Origin of the sequence: Paenibacillus thalictri (assembly GCF_004307995.1) — a bacterium.
Lineage (GTDB): Bacteria > Bacillota > Bacilli > Paenibacillales > NBRC-103111 > Paenibacillus_AF > Paenibacillus_AF thalictri.
In genome coordinates this window covers 207693-226388 of the sequence record NZ_SIRE01000002.1, presented here as the reverse complement: position 1 = coordinate 226388, position 18696 = coordinate 207693, and the positions used below count along the sequence as shown (strand labels likewise).

At 53.3% G+C, this 18696-nt stretch carries 17 protein-coding genes; 15 read left to right on the top strand and 2 right to left on the bottom strand.

The annotated features are described in order from the left end of the window. Window positions 1–75: 75 nt before the first annotated feature. From speD to hemG, 11 genes are all read left to right on the top strand, one after another. Window positions 76–477 (top strand): adenosylmethionine decarboxylase, encoded by a 402-nt coding sequence (speD, locus tag EYB31_RS01260; protein WP_131011443.1) that lies wholly within the window; start codon window positions 76–78, stop codon window positions 475–477. A 113-nt stretch (window positions 478–590) separates the two neighbouring features. After that, entirely contained in the window at window positions 591–1133 is a 543-nt protein-coding gene (locus EYB31_RS01255; protein ID WP_240761993.1) for an S-adenosylmethionine decarboxylase, read from the top strand. 265 nt (window positions 1134–1398) lie between these two features. Next, window positions 1399–2793, top strand: coding sequence for a glutamyl-tRNA reductase (hemA, locus tag EYB31_RS01250; RefSeq protein ID WP_131011442.1), 1395 nt, complete (start codon window positions 1399–1401; stop codon window positions 2791–2793). 18 nt (window positions 2794–2811) lie between these two features. After that, a complete protein-coding gene (locus tag EYB31_RS01245; protein ID WP_131011441.1) occupies window positions 2812–3633 on the top strand; it encodes a cytochrome C assembly family protein in 822 nt (273 codons plus the stop codon). Window positions 3634–3641: 8 nt separating this feature from the next. Then, window positions 3642–4343 carry a precorrin-2 dehydrogenase/sirohydrochlorin ferrochelatase family protein gene (locus tag EYB31_RS01240; protein WP_131011440.1) on the top strand — a complete coding sequence of 234 codons (702 nt, stop codon included), beginning with the start codon at window positions 3642–3644 and terminating at the stop codon, window positions 4341–4343. 19 nt (window positions 4344–4362) lie between these two features. Next, complete coding sequence (gene hemC / locus EYB31_RS01235; protein WP_131011655.1) at window positions 4363–5295, top strand: hydroxymethylbilane synthase; 933 nt, start codon at window positions 4363–4365, stop codon at window positions 5293–5295. 5 nt (window positions 5296–5300) lie between these two features. Continuing rightward, window positions 5301–6833 carry a uroporphyrinogen-III C-methyltransferase gene (cobA, locus tag EYB31_RS01230; RefSeq protein ID WP_131011654.1) on the top strand — a complete coding sequence of 511 codons (1533 nt, stop codon included), beginning with the start codon at window positions 5301–5303 and terminating at the stop codon, window positions 6831–6833. Window positions 6834–6843: 10 nt separating this feature from the next. Beyond that, window positions 6844–7836, top strand: coding sequence for a porphobilinogen synthase (gene hemB / locus EYB31_RS01225; RefSeq protein WP_131011439.1), 993 nt, complete (start codon window positions 6844–6846; stop codon window positions 7834–7836). Window positions 7837–8689: 853 nt separating this feature from the next. Further along, window positions 8690–9766, top strand: a complete 1077-nt coding sequence (hemE, locus tag EYB31_RS01220; protein ID WP_131011438.1) for a uroporphyrinogen decarboxylase — start codon at window positions 8690–8692, stop codon at window positions 9764–9766. 1 nt (window position 9767) lies between these two features. Further along, entirely contained in the window at window positions 9768–10703 is a 936-nt protein-coding gene (gene hemH / locus EYB31_RS01215) for a ferrochelatase (RefSeq protein WP_131011437.1), read from the top strand. 7 nt (window positions 10704–10710) lie between these two features. Beyond that, window positions 10711–12162 (top strand): protoporphyrinogen oxidase, encoded by a 1452-nt coding sequence (hemG, locus tag EYB31_RS01210; RefSeq protein WP_131011436.1) that lies wholly within the window; start codon window positions 10711–10713, stop codon window positions 12160–12162. 18 nt (window positions 12163–12180) lie between these two features. Here the strand turns inward: hemG and EYB31_RS01205 are convergent, their stop codons facing one another. Then, on the bottom strand, window positions 12181–12846 hold the full coding sequence (locus EYB31_RS01205) for a Crp/Fnr family transcriptional regulator (RefSeq protein WP_131011435.1): 666 nt from the start codon (window positions 12844–12846) through the stop codon (window positions 12181–12183). 126 nt (window positions 12847–12972) lie between these two features. Here EYB31_RS01205 and hemL point away from each other — a divergent pair, with 126 nt between their 5' ends. Further along, window positions 12973–14271: a glutamate-1-semialdehyde 2,1-aminomutase gene (gene hemL / locus EYB31_RS01200; protein ID WP_131011434.1), complete on the top strand. Its 1299-nt coding sequence runs from the start codon at window positions 12973–12975 to the stop codon at window positions 14269–14271. A 105-nt stretch (window positions 14272–14376) separates the two neighbouring features. On the opposite strand, the gene EYB31_RS01195 is transcribed toward hemL, so the two are convergent. Next, window positions 14377–16194, bottom strand: a complete 1818-nt coding sequence (locus EYB31_RS01195) for a phosphodiester glycosidase family protein (protein ID WP_240761992.1) — start codon at window positions 16192–16194, stop codon at window positions 14377–14379. A gap of 270 nt (window positions 16195–16464) precedes the next feature. Here EYB31_RS01195 and EYB31_RS40025 point away from each other — a divergent pair, with 270 nt between their 5' ends. From EYB31_RS40025 to EYB31_RS01185, 3 genes are all read left to right on the top strand, one after another. Next, window positions 16465–16626: a hypothetical protein gene (locus EYB31_RS40025; RefSeq protein ID WP_165452140.1), complete on the top strand. Its 162-nt coding sequence runs from the start codon at window positions 16465–16467 to the stop codon at window positions 16624–16626. After that, window positions 16623–17462, top strand: coding sequence for an RluA family pseudouridine synthase (locus tag EYB31_RS01190; RefSeq protein WP_131011433.1), 840 nt, complete (start codon window positions 16623–16625; stop codon window positions 17460–17462). The genes EYB31_RS40025 and EYB31_RS01190 overlap by 4 nt, the downstream gene beginning before the upstream one ends. Window positions 17463–17568: 106 nt before the next feature. Next, window positions 17569–18663: a LysM peptidoglycan-binding domain-containing protein gene (locus tag EYB31_RS01185; protein ID WP_131011432.1), complete on the top strand. Its 1095-nt coding sequence runs from the start codon at window positions 17569–17571 to the stop codon at window positions 18661–18663. Window positions 18664–18696 lie beyond the last annotated feature (33 nt).

Here is an 18696-nt window from a genome sequence, read left to right as displayed (position 1 = left end):
CGGGAAGTGAATGACGTAGGTCCTAGCGGATGAAATTTTCCACAAATTTTATTCCTGGGAAGGGGGAGCCGAAAGATGGAATATTCAACTTTCGGAAGACACGTAGCAGTTGATACTTGGGGAGTCGATTTTGATCTCCTGAACAACGCTGAATGGTTAAAAGCGCAAATGGTAGAAGCTGCAGAAGCTTGCGGAGCAACTGTAATGTCGGTGCAATCGAAGCAATTCGAGCCACAAGGAGCAACTGTACTTGTATTATTGTCGGAAAGCCATCTCTCCATTCATACGTATCCTGAGAAAGGGTTCGCGGCGCTAGACTGTTATACTTGCGGTGAGACGGTAGATCCGCAGCTGGCGATCGACTATATGGTTTCCGTTCTGAAACCGGATGTAGTTCATGCGAAAAAATTGGTGCGAGGTATGGGCGAATTGAAGGTGGAAACACCGGAAATGAAGCCGGTACAGCTTGCAAAATAATTGAATAGATGTTTATTGAGTAACCGCGGTCTTTTCAGGCCGTGGTTATTTGTTGTCCTTTCGTCCCATACAATGAGGATGAGAAAGGTTATGTGTGGCGGGAGGGACGGACATTGGCTAAACGAAAAGGGATCCGGCTGGGCGTTTACATATTGATTGGCTTGTTTGCCGTGTGGACGGTGGTGCAGGTAGCCGGGGCTTTTCACGGTACGTCGGAGAAAGGGGACCCCGGCAAGCTGCTGTACCAAGTTTCGTTATTTCAGATGGAATTGCTCGGAAGTTACTTACACGATACGGATAAAACGGCTGCGGCTGCCGGGAGCTTAAATGAGCTGAAGCAGGTGCTGTATTCGGCAAGTTTTACCCACGAGCATCTTGTGATGGCGTATGGAGAGGATCAATTGACGCCGCTGCAGTCTCTCGGGCAGCTTCAGCAGTATTTAATCCGGCTGCAGATCGGCGGACAACGTCCGCTGAAGCCTGACGAATCGCAGACGCTGCTGGAGGTAAACAAACAATACAACGAGCTGTTTGACGCTTACGGGAAGCTTTTTTCGTCGGGAGGTTCGGTGATCGGTTCGCAAAACGACAGGCTGGTGAAGGCGGACAAGGCGATCTCGGAGCTGCTGAAGAAGAAGCTTTTTACCACCCCTTAACGAAAGGTATATAAGTGGCAGCATCTGAAGAAACTAGAACATAATGCCTGTTCCATAGTAAAGCGGGCCGGGAGGCCTTTAGGTACCGGGCGATCAGCGGCTTTGGCAGGCAGCGTTTTGCGGGTACGAAGATGCCCTTGTTAAGGGGGCAGAGGTTCACATTTTCTACAATTATTTTGTCGAGATAACTTGTCATAATGTGCTATAATTAATTCGCTATAAATGAAATAGTTACTGCAGTAGATCAAGAAGGCAGGTGAACCGCATGCACATCGTTGTTGTTGGACTCAATTACCGTACGGCGCCCGTGGCCGTCAGAGAGAAATTCGCTTTTGCAGCAGGAGAAATGCCTGACGCGCTGAAAGAATTAAGGGAAACTAACAGCATACTGGAATGCGTCATCGTCGGAACCTGCAATCGGACGGAACTATATTGCGTGGTTGACCGTGAGCATGTTTGCGGGCACTACATACGCGGTTTTATGGAGAAATGGTTCGGGCTGCCGCGTGAGCAGTTCAATAAACATCTATATGTATACGAAAACGAAATGGCCGTGCAGCATTTGCTGCGCGTGACCAGCGGTCTTGACTCCATGGTGATCGGAGAAACGCAAATTCTTGGCCAAGTCAGGGATGCATTTCTTCAGGCTCAGGAGGAGAAAGCAACCGGCAGCATGTTTAACAAGCTGTTCAAGCAGGCGGTTACTATGGCGAAGCGGGCTCATTCGGAAACGTCCGTTGGGGAAAATCCGGTGTCCGTCAGTTACGCCGCAGTGGAGCTCGGCAAACGTGTCTTCGGAAGTTATGAAGGAAAGACGGTGCTGATTGTCGGCGCCGGCAAGATGAGCGAGCTGACCGGCAAACATTTGTACGGCAACGGCGCGGCGAAGGTAATCGTTGCGAACCGGACGCTGCAAAAAGCCGAGGAGTTGGCCGAGAAGTTTAACGGGATCGCCGGATCGATGGAACGATTGCCGGCATTTCTGGAAGAAGCCGATATCGTCATCAGTTCGACGGGTGCGGCCGGTTATGTATTAACGAAGGAGCAACTCGCTCCGATTTTGAAGAAAAGAAAGTCTAGACCGCTGTTTATGATCGACATTGCGGTGCCGCGCGATCTGGATCCGCAATTAGGCGAGTTGTCCAACGTATTTTTATACGATATCGACGATCTGCAGGCGATTGTAAACAACAATTTGCTCGAACGCCGCAAGGAAGCGGAGAAGATAGATGGCATGATTCAAGAGGAAATGCAGTCCTTCGAGCTCTGGAAAAAAACGCTGGGTGTCAGCCCGGTTATTCAGGCGCTGCAGGAAAAGGCCAATCAGGTTCACGAGCAGACGATGGAAAGCTTGCTGAACAAGCTGCCTGAGCTGGACGAACGCGAAGTGAAGATCATTCGCAAACTGACCAAAAGCATTGTCAACCAGATGCTGCGCGATCCAATCACACGTATTAAGGAAATGGCGGTAGAACGCCATGGAGATGACGCGGTGGAGATGTTTACGAAAATATTTGCGCTGGAAGAGAAACTGGCGGAGCGGGAGACGGAGCAGCTCAGGCTGGAGCAAGCAGCCATGTTTTCTGCAGCTGACGAGCGCGAGGACGAGACGCTTTCGGGCGTGTCCGTGCGGGTCGCCGAAGTTTTGGCCAGACCTTAAGCGTCTGGGAGAGGTGTCATGATTACAAAAAGCTGGCTGTACGACGCCATTATTTATATATATGCCCTGAGCCTGCTGTTTTACTTTGCCGATTTCGCCTCGCCGAACCGGGAAGCGAAACGGATTGGAACAGGGTTGCTTTCTTTTGTTTGGGGTTTGCAGACAGTTTATTTGGTATATAATTTGATGTCGCATAAATCGCTCTTCGCCTTCTCGGTGTTTGAGACGTTATTTATGCTGTCATGGGTATTGGTGACGGCCAGTTTAATCATCAACCGGATCTTCCGTATCGAATTATTCGTTTTTCTAGTCAATTTAATCGGATTTTCCGTGCTGGCGCTTAATTTTTTCAGCAACCCGGGAGTGTCACCCACGCTCGGATCATGGAAAATCAACGACGAGTTATTATTTATCCATATCAGCTTGGCGATTTGCAGTTATGCCGCTTTTGCCGTCGCCGCCGTTTTTTCGGGGATGCATCTTTATTTGCACCGCAGACTGAAGGGGAAAAAGTGGACAAGTTCGGTGAAGCGGCTGCCCAGCCTGGAGAAAACGGACCGTTACGCTTACGTATCGGTCATTGTCGGGGCGCCGCTGCTTATGCTGGGTCTTGCCTTGGGCGTAGTGTGGATCGTGCTGGAGGGGGATTACAGGCTGCTGTTTGACCCGAAGGTCATCAACTCTTGGGTGGTGCTGGCGGCGTACCTGTTTTATTTGTTTCAACGTCTAGCGCTGCAGACGCCGGGGAATAAATTGGCTAAGTGGAATTTAGCTGCGTTTGTGATTGTACTCATTAATTTTGCCGTGTCGAATGTGTCGCAATTTCATCGTTGGGGCTGAAGTAACGGATGTCCAAAGCCTATTATCCGCTGCTTGCGGATTTAACTCATAAAAGATGTCTGGTTATCGGCGGCGGGCAAGTGGCCGAGCGGAAAACAGCATCGCTGCTGGAAGCGGGCGCATTACCTGTTGTCGTCAGCCCGACGTTTACTCCGCAATTGGAACGATGGCATCGCGAGCGGCGCGTAGATCTCATTGCATCGCCTTACGGCGAGCGGCATCAAGCGCTGATGGGCGGTGCTGCGCTGGTGTTTGCGGCAACCGATCAAGAGGCGGTTAATCTGCGGGTGGCGGCGGATGCGGAAGCGGCCGGCAAGCTGGTAAACGTCGCCGGACGCGAAAGCGAAGGCGGATTTATTGTGCCTGCGACGGTCCGGCGGGGGAAATTGGTGATTGCCGTATCCACATCGGGAGCCAGCCCCGGTTTATCGGCCCATATTCGAGGCGAGCTGGACGAGCAGTTCGGAGATGAATATGAAAGTTACATCGAGTTCCTGGAAACGCTCAGAAAACAAATCCGGCAGACTGTACCTGAGACCGGCCGGCGCCGGCTTTTGATGAAAGAAGCGCTTGGCTGGGAGCTTTTGCCGTTGATTCGAGCCGGCAAGCTGGAAAAGGTGCGGCATACAATATTTTCCATGATTGGTTCGGAGCCGACACCGGACAAGTTTGCTGAAGTGGCGGCTTGGCTGGAACAACAATCAGATTAACGAACAAGGGGGTGCCGACTTGCGCAAGCTTGTTGTGGGTACTAGACAAAGCGCTTTGGCGTTAACGCAGACAGGGCAGGTAGTGGAGCTGCTGCAAATGATATGCCGCGATTTCGGCATTGAATGCGAATTCGAATTAAAGAAAATCGTCACCAAAGGTGACCGTATTTTGGATGTGACGTTGTCGAAGGTCGGCGGCAAAGGTTTGTTCGTGAAGGAAATCGAGCAGGCCATGCTGGACGGCGAAATCGATCTGGCGGTTCACAGCATGAAGGATATGCCGGCCGTGCTGCCGGATGGGCTTGTTATCGGCGCAGTGCCGTTACGCGAGGATCCGCGGGATTGTTTGATCACCAAGGATGGTCGGGGATTGGACGAGCTTCCGGAGGGTGCGCTCGTCGGGACAAGCAGCTTGCGCCGCAGCTGCCAAATTCAGCATTACCGGCCCGATCTGCGGATCGAAGCCGTGCGCGGAAACATCGATTCCCGGTTGCGCAAGCTGGAGACGGAAGGCTTCGACGCGATTATGCTGGCTACAGCCGGTTTGCGCCGGATGGGCTGGGAGGATCGCATCACAGCTTTTTTGCCGCCTGAAATATGTTTGCCGGCGGTCGGTCAAGGCGCATTGTCCATCGAATGCCGTGCGGACGACAAATTCGTCATGGATTTGCTGGCGCGTTTCAATCACCGGTCAACCGAACTTGCAGTTGCGGCTGAACGTGGTTTTCTGGGCCGCTTGAACGGAGGCTGCCAGGTACCGATCGGGGCTTATGCCGAACTGCTGGAAGACGGTCAAACCATCCGTTTAACGGGAATGGTCGGTTCACCGGACGGCGAGAAGATGCTGAAAGAAACGATGACAGGCATCGAGCCGGAACAACTAGGCATTGCTTTGGCCAATAAACTGATTGACAGAGGGGCAGCCGATCTGCTGAACGAAGTGAGGGGTTGAAGCCGTTGAAAAAAGGTGTCGTTTATTTGGTCGGAGCCGGACCCGGCGATCCCAAATTAATTACATTGCGTGGTTTGGAGGCAATCCAGCGCTGCGATGTTATTGTTTACGATCGTCTTGCCAGTCCCAGACTGCTCAAGCATCTGAAGCCCGGAGCGGAAAAAATATTTGTCGGCAAGCTGCCTGACAAACATATGCTGAAACAAAACGAAATCAACCAGCTGCTGGTCGATCTTGCGCTGCAAGGCAAAACGGTAACCCGTCTGAAGGGCGGGGACCCCAGCGTTTTCGGCCGGGTCGGGGAAGAAGCGGAGCTGCTTGCTGAGAACGGGGTGCCTTTTGAAATTGTTCCGGGCATTACGTCTGCGATTTCCGTACCGGCGTATGCCGGCATTCCGGTGACGCACCGCGATTTTACATCGTCGTTTTCCATTGTGACGGGCCATGAATATAAGAACAAAACGTACACTGCGGTCAATTATGAAAATTTGGCGGGAGCCTCCGGAACAATTATTTTCCTGATGGGTGTCGCCAACCTCGAGACGATTACGACCGAGCTGATGAAATGGGGCAAGCCGCCCGATACGCCGGTGGCGCTGATCCGTTGGGGAACGTGGATGGAGCAGGAAACCATCACGGGGACGTTGGCCGATATTTTGGAGAAGGTGCGTGCGGCGAACTTTCAATCTCCTGCCGTTACGATTGTCGGGGAGGTTGTCCGGCTGAGAGAAAAGTTAGCCTGGGTCGAGAAAAAGCCGCTTTTTGGCAAAAGGGTGCTTGTCACCCGGGCCCGCAGCCAAGCCAGCGAGCTCAGCGCGATGGTCGAAGAGCTGGGCGGGGAGCCGGTGGAATTTCCGGTGATCCGGCTGCAGCCGCCTAGCTCCGAGGCTGAACAGCAAAAACGCGACGATGCTTTGCGCCGGCTCGCCGAATACGATTGGGTGCTGTTTACAAGTGTAAATGGTGTTAGCTTTTTCTTCGACCGGTTGAAGGAGCTGCGGATCGATATCCGTACGATGAATAAAGCGCGGATTGCCGCAGTTGGTCCAAAGACCGCCGAAGCGCTTGAGGAACGGGGGCTGCTGTGCGAGCAGCTGCCTTCCAAATTCCAGGCCGAAGGGCTGCTGGAGTCGATCAAGCCGGAGCTGAAGCCGGGGCAGAAGGCGCTGCTGCCTACAGCCGACATCGCGCGTGATGTGCTGCCGAACGAACTGGCCGAGCTTGGCCTTGCTGTCGATGAAATCGACATTTACGAAAACGTCGTATCTACCGATGGCGGCGAAGAAGTCATTGAGCTGTTGAAGCAGAAGGCGCTTCATATCATTTCGTTCACCAGCTCGTCTACCGTAACCAATTTGCTTAAAGCTTTAGAGCAGCTTGGCGTAGAAAGCCCGCTCGAATTGATGGCCGGATGCGAAGTCGCCTGCATCGGGCCGTTGACCGCCGAAACGGCGCGAAATGCCGGTCTAAACGTCAAATACGTCGCTGACGAAGCGACGGTCCGGTCGCTGGTCGACCGGCTAATCCAACAGAAATAAGGTGATTGCAATGAGTTTTCCCCATGTCCGTAACCGCAGACTGCGGAGCTCGCAGGCGCTGCGCAATTTAGTAAGGGAAACAAGCGTTTCCGTCAACGATCTTATATATCCGATTTTTGTCACTCACGGCACGAATATTAAAGAAGAGATCCCGTCCATGCCGGGCGTGTATCATTATTCTTTGGATTTGCTGGAAAGCGAGCTGGCCGAAGTGGCAGCGCTGGGCATTCAAGCGATTTTGTTATTCGGCGTGCCGGAAACAAAAGATGCCAAAGGCTCCTCGGCTTACGATCCAAACGGCATCGTACAGAAGGCTTCCCGCAAAATCAAGGAGCTGCAGCCGAATCTGTTAATCGTCGCCGATACGTGTCTCTGCCAATTTACCGATCACGGCCACTGCGGCGTCGTGCATTACGACGAACATAAAGGTTGCGCCGACGTGGTGAACGACGCTTCGCTGGAGCTGCTTGTCAAAACAGCCGTTTCGCAGGCCGAAGCAGGCGCGGACATCATCGCCCCGTCCAACATGATGGACGGATTTGTATACGCCATTCGTCAAGGACTTGACGAAGCCGGCTTCGAAAACGTGCCGATCATGAGTTATTCGGTCAAATTCGCATCGTCGTTTTACGGTCCGTTCCGCGATGCCGCTCATTCGACACCGCAGTTCGGCGACCGCAAGACGTATCAGATGGACCCGGCCAATATTCGCGAAGCGATTCGCGAGGCGGAATCCGATGTCGTCGAAGGCGCCGATATGCTGATGGTCAAACCGGCGCTCGCTTACCTTGACGTGATCCGCGCGGTCAAAGAAAATTTTGACCTGCCGCTTGTCGCTTACAACGTCAGCGCCGAATACTCGATGGTGAAAGCCGCAGCCGAAAGAGGCTGGATCGATGAAAAAACGGTTGTGCTCGAAACCATGATCGGCTTCAAACGCGCCGGCGCAGATTTGATCATCACTTATTTCGCAAAAGACATCGCCCGCTGGCTGAAAGATTAAGGTAGTTCGGTTCGGTTTGGTTTTAGCAAAGCCCACCGTCAAAATATAAAAGCTCTGAACCCGTTAGGGGTTTTCAGAGCTTTTTCATATGTCGGCCGAAGAGAAGCAGCAAGCGCAGTTGCGCCAAGGCCAAGCGCTAGCGATGGCCAGGCGCAACAATGCGCGAACCCGAGGCACACCGCCGCGCCGTGCATCCACGAGCCGCAGTAAGCGCAGTTGCGCTAAGGCCAAGCGTGAGCGATGGCCAGGCGCAACAATGCGCGAACCCGAGGCACACCGCCGCGCCGTGCATCCACGCGCCGCAGTAAGCGCAGTTGCGCTAAGGCCAAGCGTGAGCGATGGCCAGGCGCAACAATGCGCGAACCCGAGGCACACCGCCGCGCCCCACATCCACGCGCCGTAGTAAGCGCAGTTGCGCTAAGGCCAAGCGTGAGCAATGGCCAGGCGCAACAATGCGCGAGTCCGAGGCACGCCGCCGCGCCCCACATCCACGCGCCGCAGTAAGCGCAGTTGCGCCAAGGCCAAGCGCCAGATGGCCAGGCGCAACAATGCGCGAACCCGAGGCACGTCGCCGCGCCGCGCATCCACGCGAGTAAGCGCAGTTGCGCCAAGGCCAAGCGCTAGCGATGGCCAGGCGCAACGAATGCGCGAGCTCGAGGCACATAGTCGCGCCGTGCATGCGGGGTCCCGGGGTGCCTGAACGCCCGGGAGTCCCCCTTGGGGGATTGAGGGGGGCATGATGTGCCACAGATTTGTCGGATTGTCCGTGGCTAACCCGGTTGTTGCGTGCATGAAAGTAGGGCATAATGGGGAGTATGGAATGGCAGGAATTAACGGAAATGAGGCGTGTTGCGTGAGTATGAACGATACATTTTTACGAGCTTGCAAAAAGCAGCAGGTAGATACGCTGCCGGTATGGTACATGCGGCAAGCAGGGAGATACGACCCGGACTATCGCAAAATCAAAGAGAAATACTCGCTTCTCGAAATTTGTCAGCAGCCGGAGCTTGCGGCCGAAGTGACGATGATGCCGGTCAACAAACTCGGCGTCGATGCGGCGATTTTATATTCGGATATTATGAACCCGGTTGCATCGCTTGGCATCAAATTCGATATTGTGAAAAATATCGGCCCGGTCATCGATGAGCCGATTCGTACGGCGCAAGATGTCGCAAGCCTTAAACCGATTGATGTAGAACAAGATTTAAGCCACGTGATCAAAACGATTGAAATATTGGCGGCAGAGCTGAAGGTTCCGCTGATTACATTTGCCGGCGCGCCTTTTACGATCGCCAGCTACCTGATCGAAGGAAAACCTTCCAAAAGCTACATCCGCACCAAAACGATGATGTACAGCGAGCCGGAGGTATGGTTTGCGCTGATGGACAAGCTGGGCGATATGGTCATCACCTATTTGAAGTCGCATATTGCTGCCGGAGCCAAAGCGGTTCAGCTGTTTGACAGCTGGGTGGGCGCGCTGGCGCCGCATGATTTTGAGAAATATGTGCTGCCGACCATCACCCGGATTTTCAAAGGTTTGTCTCATTTGCCGCAGCCGAAAATTTATTTCCCCGGCGTCAGCTCGGGCGAACTTCTTCCATCGTTGCGCCATCTGGAGGCGGACGTGATCGGACTGGACTGGCGGGTGTCGATCGGCGAAGGCCGCCGTCGTGTAGGCGAGCGTTTTGCGGTGCAGGGGAACCTGGACCCTTACATTTTGACCGCCCCAATGAACGTCATTCAGGAACATGCCAAAGCGATCATCGACCAGGGGATTGAGCAGCCGGGCTACATTTTTAATCTCGGACACGGCCTGTTCCCGGAAGCGTCGCTGGATAAGCTGAAAGAGCTCACAGATTATATACACGAATATTCTCGGACTGCGCTGGCTGAGAGAACCGGCGGCGCTGTACAAAAGAGCGGGGTGTAACATGGAAAAGAAAACAATTGGCGTGCTTGTCATGTCATACGGTACACCGGAGAGCCTGGACCAGGTCGAGGCTTATTATACACATATCAGGAGAGGGCATCCGCCGACACCGGAGCAGCTGGACACGCTGCAAAGCCGATACGAAGCGATCGTCGGAGGATTTTTCCCGCTGCGCGAAAATACGAACAAACAGGTTGCCGCGCTGGAAGAGCAGTTGAACTCCGCTTACCCGGACCTTCAGTTCAAGTGCTACCAAGGTTTGAAGCACGCTTCTCCGTTTATCGAAGACGGCGTGGAGCAGATGGCCAAAGACGGCATTACGCAAGCTGTAGGGGTTGTACTTGCCCCGCATTATTCGGTCATGAGCGTAGGCGGCTACATCAAACGGGCCCAGGAAAAAGCCGATGAGCACGGCCTGAAGATCAGCTTTGTGAAAAGTTATCACTTGCATCCGCAGCTGATTGAGGCGCTGGTCCGCCGGGTTAATACTGCTTTGGAGCGGTTCGCCGGCATTTCCCGCGAACAAGTTCGCGTGATTTTCACAGCACATAGCTTGCCTGAGAAAATTTTGGAGATGAAAGATCCTTATCCCGAGCAGCTCTTGGAAACGTCCAAGGCGATCGCCGAGCGGACAGGCGTAACGTCGTGGCAGTTCGGCTGGCAAAGCGCAGGGCAGACGGCAACGCCTTGGCTGGGCCCCGATATTTTGGATGTGCTGGCAACGGTGAAGAAGGAAGAAAACGTGGAGAACGTGCTGATTTGTCCGATCGGTTTTGTGTCCGACCATTTGGAAGTATTGTACGATATCGATATTGAATGCCAATCTGTGGCCAAAGAACTGGGCATCCGCTTGGAGCGGACAGAATCGTTAAATACGGACCCGCTTTACATGGAAACATTGGCTGAGGTCGTTTACTCACAGCTGGAAGGGAAATGAGGAGCTTATGGAAACATCGGCGGCGCAAAGCAAATCGTTAGTCGTCATCGGTGGAGGGATTACCGGCTTAAGCACCGCTTTTTACGCCAAAAAAATGGCGCAGGAACAAGGAATGCCGCTGGACATCACGGTAGTGGAGAAAAGCGGCAAATTCGGCGGTAAAATCAACACCTTGGAGCGGGAAGGTTTCGTGTTCGAAAAAGGGCCGGATTCCTTCCTGGCGCGCAAGCTGGCGATCATCGACCTGATTCGCGACCTGGGCTTGGAGGATGAGCTGACTCATACGAATCCCGAAGCGAAAAAGACATACATTCTGCTTGGCGGCAAGCTGCATCCGATGCCCCCGGGTCTGGTTCTCGGCATTCCGACGGCGATGGGGCCGTTTATGAAGACGGGACTGCTGTCTTTTGCAGGGAAAATGAGGGCGGCGCTTGATCTTGTGCTGCCGCGGCGCACTGATCCCAGCGATGAGTCGCTGGGCCACTTCTTGGAACGGCGGCTTGGCCGCGATGTGCTTGAACACATCGCAGAACCGCTGCTCGCCGGCATTTATGCGGGCAACACGTTTGATTTGAGCGTGAAAGCGACATTCCCGCAATTCCGTTCTTTGGAGCAAAAACACCGCAGCCTGATTCTCGGCATGATGCAAAGCAAAAAGTCGGGTTCCGAAGAAAGCAAAACGCTGCCGGAGGTTGCCCGGAACAGCGTCTTCTTGTCGTTTAAAAAAGGGCTGCAGACATTGGTCGCCGGTCTGCTTAAGGAGCTGCAGGACATCCGGCTTATCGGCGAATGCGGAGTGTCCTCCGTGCGGAGGGAAGGGAACGGCTACAGGGTGCTTTACGCTAACGGCGAAAGCCAGCTTGCGGATTCCGTTGTCATTGCGCTGCCGTCTTATGCCATCGCTGAAGTGCTGGCGCACGTGCCTGGCATAGAGATGCTGAGGGACATGGAAAATGTTTCGGTCGTTAACGTGGTGCTCGCCTATAACGAAAAAGATTTGAATACATCGTTTGACGGCAGCGGTTTTGTCATCCCTCGCAAAGAGGGAAGGTTCATAACGGCTTGTACGTGGACATCGGTCAAATGGCTGCACACCGCGCCGAAAGGGAAGGTGCTGCTTCGCTGTTATGTCGGACGCTCCGGCGACGACAGATGGCTGCATTTAAGCGAAGAGGAGCTTGTCCGGGCGGTGCGTAAAGACGTGGCTAAAATTATGGGCATTACGGCGGAGCCGATATTGCATGAAATTACGCCGCTGCATAAATCGATGCCGCAGTATCCGGTCGGGCATCTTGAGCGCGTCAAACGGTGGAGAGCGCAGCTCGCAGAGGCGATGCCGGGCGTGTTTACGACAGGAGCGGCTTTTCATGGCGTCGGATTGCCGGATTGTGTCCGCCAAGGCAAAGAGGCCGCAGCGGATGTGCTGGCAGAGCTGAAACGGAACACGCAGAACGGTTAAGGGGATTGAACCGAGCCGTCAACCGCCGCGCAGCTTGGCTAGATCAAGCCTCATTTCCTGTCCGACGAAGGCGAGAATCTGCTTTTCATTCAAATCTCTCATCACTTGCATGAGGATCGGTTTCTGCACGCCGGCCATTTGCGACAACTCGTCGTAATTTAAGGTCATGCGGATCGAGATGACGTTGCCTTGGCGAGTGCCGTTTTTGTTGGCGAGTTTGATCAGGTTTTTAATCACACGTGTTCTGGCGTCAAGGAAAGTAAGGTCGTATACATGCTGGTTAGTGTCCCGCAGACGCTGGCATAACTCTTGCATGATACAGAGGCTGATATCAAAGTGGTTTTTCAGCAAGTCGAGGAAATTTTTGGCGGTTAATGTAAGCAGTGTGCTGTCTTCTAATGTTTGTGCCGAAGCGGAGCGGGGTTTTCCGTCGATCAGGGACAGCTCCCCGAAACTGTCGCCGGCTTTGGCCAGCGTCAATATTTTTTCTTCACCGGCGCTGGACGAAGTGTATATCTTGACAGATCCTGTAAACACGATGTAAAAAGCATCGCCAAGCTCTTTTTCGTGAAACAAAACCGTGCCGACTTTAAACGTTCGTTTCATGCAAATGCTCGCGATTGCGTTAAGCTGATGCTCATTTAACTGGGAGAACAACTGAACTTTTGACAAATATTCAATCATGGCCTCTCCTCTTTCCCCGGTAACAAACCTTAAGTTCCGAATTATTATATATCTAGAATTCTGTCATTACAAGTGTAATTTTGGTAATATTTTTGTGAAGATGATCTTGTTGGAAGGATGGTATTTATGAGTCAGAGCAGAAGATCGGATGCGAAATCGGCGGCTGCCTTTGCGGAAGCCAAAAAGGTCATTCCCGGAGGGGTCAACAGCCCGGTGCGGGCGTTTAAATCGGTGGGATTGACGCCACTGTATATGGAAAGAGGCGAAGGTGCGCTTGTTTACGATATCGACGGAAACGAATATGTCGATTATATCGGCTCGTGGGGGCCGCTGATCGTGGGCCATGCGCATCCGGAGGTGCTGGAGGCGCTGCGCAAAACGATGGAAAAAGGCACAAGTTTCGGAGCGCCGACCGAACTGGAGACGCTGATGGCCAAACTCGTCATCGAACGGATGCCTTCCGTTGAAGTGGTGCGTATGGTCAACTCCGGTACGGAAGCGACGATGAGCGCTCTTCGTCTGGCAAGAGGTTATACGAGAAGAAGCAAAATCGTTAAATTCGAAGGGTGTTATCATGGACATGCCGATTCGCTGCTGATCAAAGCCGGCTCGGGCGTAGCGACTCTCGGATTGCCTGACAGTCCGGGTGTGCCGGAAAACGTCGCCGTGAACACGATTACGGTGCCGTACAACGATCTGGATTCCGTCAAGCTGGCGTTTGAGCGTTTCGGAGAAGAAATCGCCGCGGTTATCGTTGAGCCCATTGCCGGCAATATGGGCGTCGTTCCGCCTCAGCCCGGTTTTCTTCAAGGCTTGCGTGATGTGACGGAACAATACGGCACCGTGCTTATTTTCGATGAGGTGATGACCGGTTTCCGTGTCGGTTTGAACAGCGCTCAAGGACTTTACGGAGTCAAGCCCGATCTGACTTGCATGGGCAAAGTGATCGGCGGCGGACTGCCGGTAGGCGCTTACGGCGGAAAACGCGAGATCATGGAGCTTATTGCGCCAAGCGGACCGATTTATCAAGCAGGTACTTTGTCGGGTAATCCGCTGGCGATGGCCGCGGGATATACCACTCTGCAGCTGCTGGGACAACCCGGTGTCTATGAAGAACTGGAGCGGCTCTCCGCCCGTCTGGAAGCGGGTTTCCGCGCGAACAGCGAGGAACTGGGGATTGCTTGCACGATTAACCGTGTAGGTTCGATGTTGTGTCCTTTCTTTACAGACAGCCAAGTGGTAAACTACGAGACGGCAAAACTTGCCGACAGCGAGAAATTTTCCCGTTATTTTGGCGGATTGCTTGACGCCGGAGTATCGATTGCGCCGTCCCAATATGAAGGTATGTTTATTTCAACGGTGCACACGGACGCGATTATTGACCGGACCATTGAAGCTCATCGCAGCGTTTTAAAGGGACTTTAATGGAATAATCCACCAAAGTCATTAAGTGGTTCCACGGCAAATATAGAAAAAGCTTCCTTCACCTACGAGGTGAGGGAAGCTTTTTTAAGTTCTTGCTAAGGTATGTTACGGCGTCGTTTTTGCCGGTGTTTCGGTTTGTGAGGAACCGCCGCTTTGCTGATTGTTGGCGGTGGTCTGAGCAGGCGTTTGTGCGCCTGCAGCGCCGTTTTCCGCTGAGGTTGCGCCCGTTGCCGGTTTCGACGGTGCCGGTGGTGTTGTCGTTGTGCCGGCTCCTGGGCCGGAGCCATCCGTTTTAGGTCCGATCGGCGTTACACCGCTTGGCAACGGCGTAGTGCCCGTCGCCGGCGGAGTGGTTGATCCGCCGGAGCCTGCCGCTCCAGTCCCTGCTGCCGGTTGCCCGGTTGACGGATTGCCGGTTGTTCCCCCCGCGCCTGTGTTGCCGCCGCCGTTTTGGTTTGGTTGTGTCTGGCCTCCGGCAGCGCCTGAACCGTTAGGAGCGGTTGTTCCTCCGGTCGCAGGTTTCCCGGTCTGAGGTACCGAAGTATTGCCGGTTTGCCCGGTTCCTGCCGGCGTTCCCGTACCTGTAACCGGTTTGCCGCTCGCATCGGTTTCACCGGGTTTGGTTTCCGTTGTTCCTCCCGGTTTGGCCGGCGTCTTGGAGCCGTCGTTTGTTTTGGTACCTGTTTCGTTGGTCTTAGTATCGTTATCCGTATTTTTCTCCGTATTAACCGGAGTTGTCGTTTCTTGCTTTGGAGGCGTCGCCGGCGTCGGATTTTTCGCCTGATTAGCCTTAATTTGCGCTTGTTCCCGTAAAAAGTCGGGATGGTCGTAAGCGCCGCCCGGATCGATTTTGTCGACGCCGTCCCATACGCGGTTGGCTTGAATATCTTCCGGATGGTCATAGATCAAAAATGCGGAAGGCAAGCGGCGCTCGCCGTACCGGCTTGACGGTTTGGTCACAAGTTTGCCGTCCACGACGAGTTCGGAGGATGCGCCTCCGTCGAGGAAACCGGCGTTGATGCAGCCTTCTTCCAGCAGCAAATCCTGAACTTCCTTTAAGGTAGCGCCAACGCTGGATGCTTGTCTGCCGTCAATGACGATAAATATGACCGTACCGTCGGCTTTTTGGCCAACCGCCGTACGCGGACCGCGTCCCCAACCGCCGTCACCGCTGGTAATCAGCGCTTTGCCGTTTGCGATAACGCGCGGATAAAACATCGCGGCTTCCGATACGCCCATTTTTCTCAATTCGAATATATCGTATTTCCCGATAACGAGCGTTCCTTCTTTGGTGAACCCGACAGTATGCTGCGGCACGCTGCCGTCCTGGTCGGTATAGATAATGTCGCTGCCGGCAATAATAAAGCCGATTGGGGCAAAACCGTTGCCCAAACCGTCCGGATCGACAAATCCGCCTGCATTTACACCGGCGACCGCGCCGGTTCTTTGCACCATGGAAGTAATTCTTTCCCCTTCGCCGGCTTTGGCGGGAGTCATGATTTTTATAGTAGACGGGTCGTATACATACATCTTTTTGCCCTTCCAGAACGTACCCGAAATGTCCTCAACTTTAATCAGGTCATCAATGGAACGGTTGAGCCTTGTTTGGGCCTTGGTGCTGCTGTGGTGAATCAGTCCGATGTCCTGCTTTTCTTCAGCGGCCAGATCGTACGATTCCTGCAGCTTGCGGACCATATAGTCGCGCTGCTCGGCTCCGACAAAAATCCAAGCCCAGTCTCTGTGCTGTGTTGTAATGACGGTTTCCGCCAAAAATTCGCGGATGCTGCTGCCCTGAGGCGTCAAGAACAAAAAGCTGGATGTCGTAAAAGTGAGTATCGCGACGATCCAAAGCAGTTTTTTGAACCAGCTCCAATGTCGGATCTGGTTTTTCGTCGCATGCCAAAAATGTGTATCCGTGCTCAAGCGGATTCCTCTCCCATTAATCAAGTATGTGAAGCCAGATTGTGTTTACATGAAACGACATATTATTTTATTCTATCATATTGAATATCGATTTAGTAGTGTGGTAGACTGCCCAGTGACGCTACTTTATGGTATTTGGAGCGCTTTCGGAGCCAATTTTTTGCGCCAAACTTTGGAAATGCTTACGAAGTGAACTTTGCTGAGCAAAGTTCTTAGTTGAATGCTTACGAAGTGAACTTTGCTGAGCAAAGTTCTTAGGGGGCCATAATCATGGATGTAAGCAGGTACAGTTATTTCGGTATTACGCTGGAGGTCTATGGGGTAGCTGCGTTTTTTTTGGCGGTTCTCGCTGTGATTGTTGTCCTGGCTTATAGGGATGCAGCGATATATCGCCGCAATATACGGGAAGATGCGGAGAAGAGGTTGCCATGACAGGCTGGAAACGCAAGGGAGAATGGCTGGAGCATCCCGCCGGCACACAGCTGGATGTTCCTCCAAAGCTGCTACATAAATTAAGGCAACATGGAGGTATGATGGAGAAGCCGGGCAAAGTATTGCTGCGGTTGTTTCCCGAAGAGCCACTTCATTGTATGCCGCATTATATGCAGCTAGAAGTGTTGTTTGAGGACGATTTTTGTCTGATCGCATATAAACCGGCGGGGATGAAGGTGCATCCGACGCTGCCGGGAGAAACGGACACGCTTGATAATGCCGTGGCGTTTCACTATGAATCGACAGGGCAGGTCTGCAAGGTGAGGCATATTCACCGGCTTGACGAAGATACGACAGGGCCGGTGCTGTACGCTAAGAACGAATGGGCGCAGCTGCTGCTTGACCGCGATATGCGGGAAAAATCGATCTCTCGCGCTTATGCGGCGATCGTGCACGGACGGCTGAGAAAAAAGAAAGATACGATTGACGCGCCGATCGGCAAAGACCGGCATCACGCTTCGCGGCGGCGGGTATCTCCAACCGGGGAGCCTGCGGTGACGCATTATGAAGTAGCCGAACAATACCAAGACGCCGCTATCGTCAGATTGCGGTTATCGACCGGCAGAACACATCAAATCCGGGTGCATATGAGTTATTTGGGACACCCGCTGCTGGGAGACGAGCTTTACGGCGGGAAGCCCCTTGGCATACAGCGCCAGGCGTTGCACGGCGAATCGCTGTCATTCTCGCATCCGTTTACTCAAGAGTTGATAATTGTGGAAGCGCCTTGGCCCGACGATATGGCGCAGCTAGCGAGCAATTTGCAAAAATTATAGTCATGCCTACCCTTCCGGAGCCATATACATAGACAGAGAGTCAAACAATCAGGCAGGATTTCATTCCATTGCGATTGCACAGGATGATTCCGGGAGGGGAGGACTTATGGTTAGCGAACATCATCATGGCCTGCGCTTCGACATTTACGAACGAGTGCATTTACCTGAAGGCATATTAGGTATAAAAGAGTTGGACGAGGTGGAGCTTGTTCCCCACATTCAAGTGATGCAGCAAGGCGAAGAAGCCGTGCTCAGAGGGAACTTGCTGCTCAACGGATCGTATGTCGATGAGCAAAATACGGCGAACCGCACGTTGGAACACTTGATTCCCGTGGAAATTACGCTGCCTCTAAACCGGGTGGGCAATGTCGGGGAAATTACGGTAGATATTGAAAATTTCGACGTGGATCTGCTATCTACCCGCAGTTTAAACGTGACGGGCGTGCTTTCTTTAAACGGCATCGATGCCCGGGAAGCGCAGCCGGACATTTGGCAGCAGTCGGAAGAAGAAGTTATTTTTATTCATGAAGCCGAGGAGCGTCTGACCGCCGCCGCTCCGCAGCAGCCGGCACAGCAGCAGATTCGGGCGGAAGAGCCGACGTACAGCGGTTTTTTCCCGGGGATGGTTCCAGGACAGCAAGAGGCGGCGGAGGAACCCAAAGAACCGGAAGCCGAGGCGGCTGAAGAAGAAGCGAATATGGAATACGAGCTTGATCCTGAAGAACAGGAAGACTCGTTGTTTCATGTATCTGCGGCAGTTGTGGAAGTAGTCCCGAACGGCGCGAACAACGCTTCGCCGGACCAGCAAGCCGTTTACTCCGAAGAAAAGAAAGAGATGAAAATCGCTTTCGGCAGCAAAGGCGGCCAAGAAGCGGAGGAACAAAAAGTTTACGGTTTAAAATCGCTGATTCACGCACCGGGCTCGTCCCCGTCGGATACGAACAGGAAGCAGGCGGTTCCCGAGCAGGCAGCAAGCGAAGCTCCATCTGCGGATGCTTTGGAATGGAAGAAGGTGCTGCTCAGTTCTGTTTCCGACCAGCAGCAGTTCCGGAAGCTGAGGATGTACATCGTCCAGAAGGACGAAACGCTCGAATCCATCGCCAAACGTTATGAATTGAATCCGCGGGAAATCGCGATTTTTAACCGGTTGACGGAACACCAGGTAAACGTCGGGCAAGTTGTCCGTATTCCCGTTAAATAAATGCAGACAAAATAAGCCGGTACTTGGCGACAA